This window comes from Alcanivorax sp. HI0083 (assembly GCF_001635175.1).
Map to the genome: position 1 here is coordinate 1 of NZ_LWFX01001451.1, position 3761 is coordinate 3761.

The following is a 3761-nucleotide window of genomic DNA, read 5'->3' on the forward strand; positions in this document are numbered from 1 at the left end:
TGTGGTGGTGTTGGGCGTGAGCTTTAGCCTGCGTCGTTGATGACTCCTGAACCCGAGATCACTGTTTTATTTTATGAAAAAGCCGCTTGTTTGAGCGGCTTTTCTCGTTCTGATTATTCCGCTTGGATGCCACGCCGGGCAAAACTGTAAGCCCAACTTTTCGTTAGATTAGCCACGCCTTTCTCTTGCTTTTTCCGCTTATGCCCTTTTGGCGGGCAACAGTTTTGCACAGCGAACACGCTTATTTCACTTGATGCGTGAACGTTGAGGTCTAAGCTATTGATTTGCAGTGTGTATTTTTAAGTCTTTGATTTAAAAGACTTTAATATTATGGCCATTTTTTCATCATCCCAATGACATGGCAGGCGCGGCAGGCGGTGGGGACGGTTCCTGACAGTCTATGCACAGAGTTATCCACAGAAGTTGTGGGTAACTTTATCTCCTGTGCCACAGGGTTCTGCGCAGAAGGTTATCGTTTCAGCATGGGCAGGGGACGCCAGGGCTGGCTGAGTAGTTGTTGGCCGCTGAGCTTTAGCAGTAGCGGATGAAAGCCTGCATTGGGGAAGCCCCGTTTGATCAACCGGATTCGCGCAATGGGAATGCCGAAACGCAGCAGTCCCAGGCTTACATCAACCCAGTCTGCCCGGCGGAATACTTCGGTGAGGTCCAGGTGGTTGCGGCTGAAGCGACTGAGCTTGTGGTGATTCATGATCATGTTGCGCACGTCCTGACACCAATCGTCCAGGCCTTCTTCCTGAAGGTAGTGTTCAGCGAGGCGGGCGGACGGTTGCAGATAGTCGAAGGTGCCGGCGAGCCAGATACCTGCATCATGGAAAAAGGCGGCGACCTGCAGTTTATCCAGCTCTTCGTCGTTGATGGGGCGTTGCGCCATGACCAGGTTTACCAGCCGATAGACATGGTTGCGGTACGCGGTCTGTTGTTTACCAAAACGCTCTGCGTATTGGTCGAACAGTTGCTCCACTCTGGGTAACTGGGTGATCAAGTCCTTGTTCATGTAGCTCCGCCCGATATCGGGTGTGGTTACAGTTCTTGTTGTGGGTAAATCGGTGCTGCAGCTGGATCAGTATGGCACTGATGCATTTGATACTGACGGGGGATGGTTGGCAAATCCAGCACTTGGTGGTGGCATTCTTGTGTACTATAGTCGGACAAGCTTAATTGGATTGTTCAACAAGTACCGGGGGTTCGGTGAGCTTTAAAGCGAAGGAAAGCCTCTCTGAGCAAATTGCCCAGCATCTCGCTCAGCAAATCATCCATGGTGACATGCTGGCCGGTGATCGCATTCAGGAACTGCGAGTCGCAGGGGAACTGGATGTCAGCCGGGGGTCCGTGCGTGAGGCATTGCTGATTTTGCAGCGCCGCCAGCTGATCGACATTCTGCCGCGCCGGGGTGCGGTGGTGAAGGAAATGTCCGAAGCCCATGTGCGCAGCCTGTATGAAGTCATGCAGGTGTTGCTGGGGCTGGTGATTCGCAAGGCCATTAAAGTGGTGCGCGAGGAGGACCTGGATTCGTTCATTGAGTTGGTTCACGGTTTGCAAGTGGCGGCGGAGGAGCGCGACCACGATGTCTTCTTTACCCTCAGCTTTCGCTTTCTGGAGCATGTCTATCCGTTTGCCCGCAATGTCTTTGTGGAAGATGTGCTGATCAATATGCAGCCGGCCATGCAGCGGGCTTACTTTATGGCTCTGCATCTGGAACCGGATGAGATCAAAGAGTGTTTGTCGTTCTTCAAGGCGTTGGTGGAAACCATTTTCCGCCGTGATGTGCGTTCGGCCCTGGAAATTATCCGCGAGTTTGCCGAGCATCAGTCGGACCTGGTGGAAGAGTCCATCACCCGCGCGCGCCAGATTGAAACCGCCTGGGGCTCGCGCCGCCGCAAGTAATGCGGTGCTGGGGCGCGGCTGGATCACGGATGATTGGTAATCTGCAACGAGGGTCTTGCCCTGACGGATCAAGCTGCATAGAATTGCCACCCTCTTTAGGCACGTAGCTCAGTTGGTTAGAGCACCACCTTGACATGGTGGGGGTCGGTGGTTCGAATCCACTCGTGCCTACCAGATTCAGACGAGAAGGGCCTGTCGCAGTGATGCGACAGGCCCTTTTTCGTTTTCGCTCCTCCAGTATCGCGCCCGGTAGAATGCGAACGCCTCAAACAGGAGAACGTTGTAATGCCTGAAGCGGATTACCTGGGGGCTGCCCGGCCAGGACTGACGCTGTATCTGCCTCACCGGCCTCTGGGGATGGTCCCGGATGCTGCCGCGCTGGTGGCGGCCAACTCCAATCACTGGCGAAAGATCCTGAATCTGCTGGCCAAGGTGGCGTGCCCGGTGGCGGAGGATTGGCGGCGCTACCGGGATCAAGTGCTGTTTAAGGAGACGGCGCTGTGTTTTGCACCGGTGTTGGCTCAGGGGCCTTGCTGGCACTGGATCGGTGGCAAGGAAAACCTGCTGCGTTTTAGCGGTTTGCGGCACGGTGCCCGGCCGTTGCATGGCGCCCCGGAGATTGCTGTGGACCCGCAAAAACGGCTGCTGCTGACGCCTTACCCGGATTATCGCCAGCTCAGCAATGCCCGTGTAGAGCAGGTGCGCGGGGCTCTGCGCGAGCACCATTTCTACCCTGGTGTTGCATGAGCCTGCCTTATTTTCTGGGGTGCCCACAGTGGCAACATCCCGCCTGGAATGCGCGGCTGCCGGTTGGCGGCAGTCCTCTGGAGCGTTACAGCCGGGTGTTCAATGCGGTTGAGGGAAATACGTCTTTTTATGCCACACCCTCGCGAAATCAGTGTGAGCAATGGCGCGCCCAGGTGCCGCAAGGGTTTCGTTTCCTGTTCAAGTTTCCCCGGCAGATTACCCACGACGATTTGTTGCGTGGCGTGGAGGGCCAGGTGCGGGCGTTTGTGGAACGGCTGGATCCGTTGAGCGATGTGCTGGGTCCGTTCTTGCTGCAGCTGCCGGCGGCCTTTGGTCCACAAAATCTGGCGGACTTGTGGCGGTTTGTGGATGCGTTGCCCCCATCGCTGCACTGTACGGTTGAGGTGCGTCATCGGGATTTTTTTGCCAAGGGCGATGCGGAAAGGGCACTGAATCGTGGCCTGCTGGAACGTAGCTTTGCGCGGGTTTGTTTTGACAGTCGGGCTTTGTTTGCCGCCAGTGCAGAGGACCCGGCAACACGGGAGGCCCAGCGCAAGAAGCCCCGGCTGCCGGTGCATGTGTTGCCGGGCGAGGCGGCGCCGGTGATTCGTTATGTGGGTCACCCGGATTTACTGGCCAACCGGCCGTTTCTTGCGCCCTGGGTCGAGCGGGTGGCGTGCTGGATTGAGGCAGGCAAGCAGCCCTGTGCGTTTATTCACATGCCGGATAATGGCGACGCGCTGGCCCTGGCTGCATTGTGGCACGAGATGCTGACGGAACGTTTGCCGTGGCTGACACCGTTGCCGTTGGGGCGGCAGGTGAGTCAGCCAGGATTATTCTGAGATAACGCTGAGACAACAAAGAGGCGAGTTTCGAAGTGCAGAACCCGGCCGGGTTTCGTTACTCGCCTCTCGTTGCTGTCTGTTAATTCAGGGCGATGAGCGTGCCATCGCGGCGGCGGGAATTTTCCGCCCACACCAGCAGATCGTAGTAGCGGCGAATATGACGGACGTACACCACCGCCTGGCCGCCCCGGGCGTTGCCGTAGCGAAGCTGGTCTGCATAGGCCGGCTTGGCCAGCAGCGGCAGGCGCTGTTTCACGTCCTGCC

4 protein-coding genes, 1 tRNA gene and 1 pseudogene are annotated in these 3761 nt (G+C 57.0%); 4 read left to right on the top strand and 2 right to left on the bottom strand.

The features are described 5' to 3' along the window. Positions 1-469: 469 nt before the first annotated feature. Positions 470-1015 carry an HD domain-containing protein gene (locus A3754_RS21945; protein WP_063521336.1) on the bottom strand — a complete coding sequence of 182 codons (546 nt, stop codon included), beginning with the start codon at positions 1013-1015 and terminating at the stop codon, positions 470-472. Positions 1016-1209: 194 nt separating this feature from the next. Between A3754_RS21945 and A3754_RS21950 the strand changes: the two genes are divergently transcribed. The 4 genes from A3754_RS21950 (at position 1210) to A3754_RS21965 (ending at position 3494) form a co-directional block, all read left to right on the top strand. Then, entirely contained in the window at positions 1210-1905 is a 696-nt protein-coding gene (locus A3754_RS21950; RefSeq protein WP_063521337.1) for a GntR family transcriptional regulator, read from the top strand. A gap of 97 nt (positions 1906-2002) precedes the next feature. Further along, a tRNA-Val gene (locus A3754_RS21955) sits at positions 2003-2079 on the top strand. Between the two features lie 111 nt (positions 2080-2190). Beyond that, positions 2191-2652, top strand: a complete 462-nt coding sequence (locus A3754_RS21960; protein ID WP_063518834.1) for a hypothetical protein — start codon at positions 2191-2193, stop codon at positions 2650-2652. Further along, positions 2649-3494: a DUF72 domain-containing protein gene (locus A3754_RS21965; RefSeq protein ID WP_063521338.1), complete on the top strand. Its 846-nt coding sequence runs from the start codon at positions 2649-2651 to the stop codon at positions 3492-3494. Before A3754_RS21960 ends, A3754_RS21965 begins: the two co-directional genes overlap by 4 nt. An 82-nt stretch (positions 3495-3576) precedes the next feature. Here the strand turns inward: A3754_RS21965 and A3754_RS21970 are convergent. Next, a pseudogene (locus A3754_RS21970) lies at positions 3577-3761 on the bottom strand (lytic transglycosylase F); the annotation flags it as partial.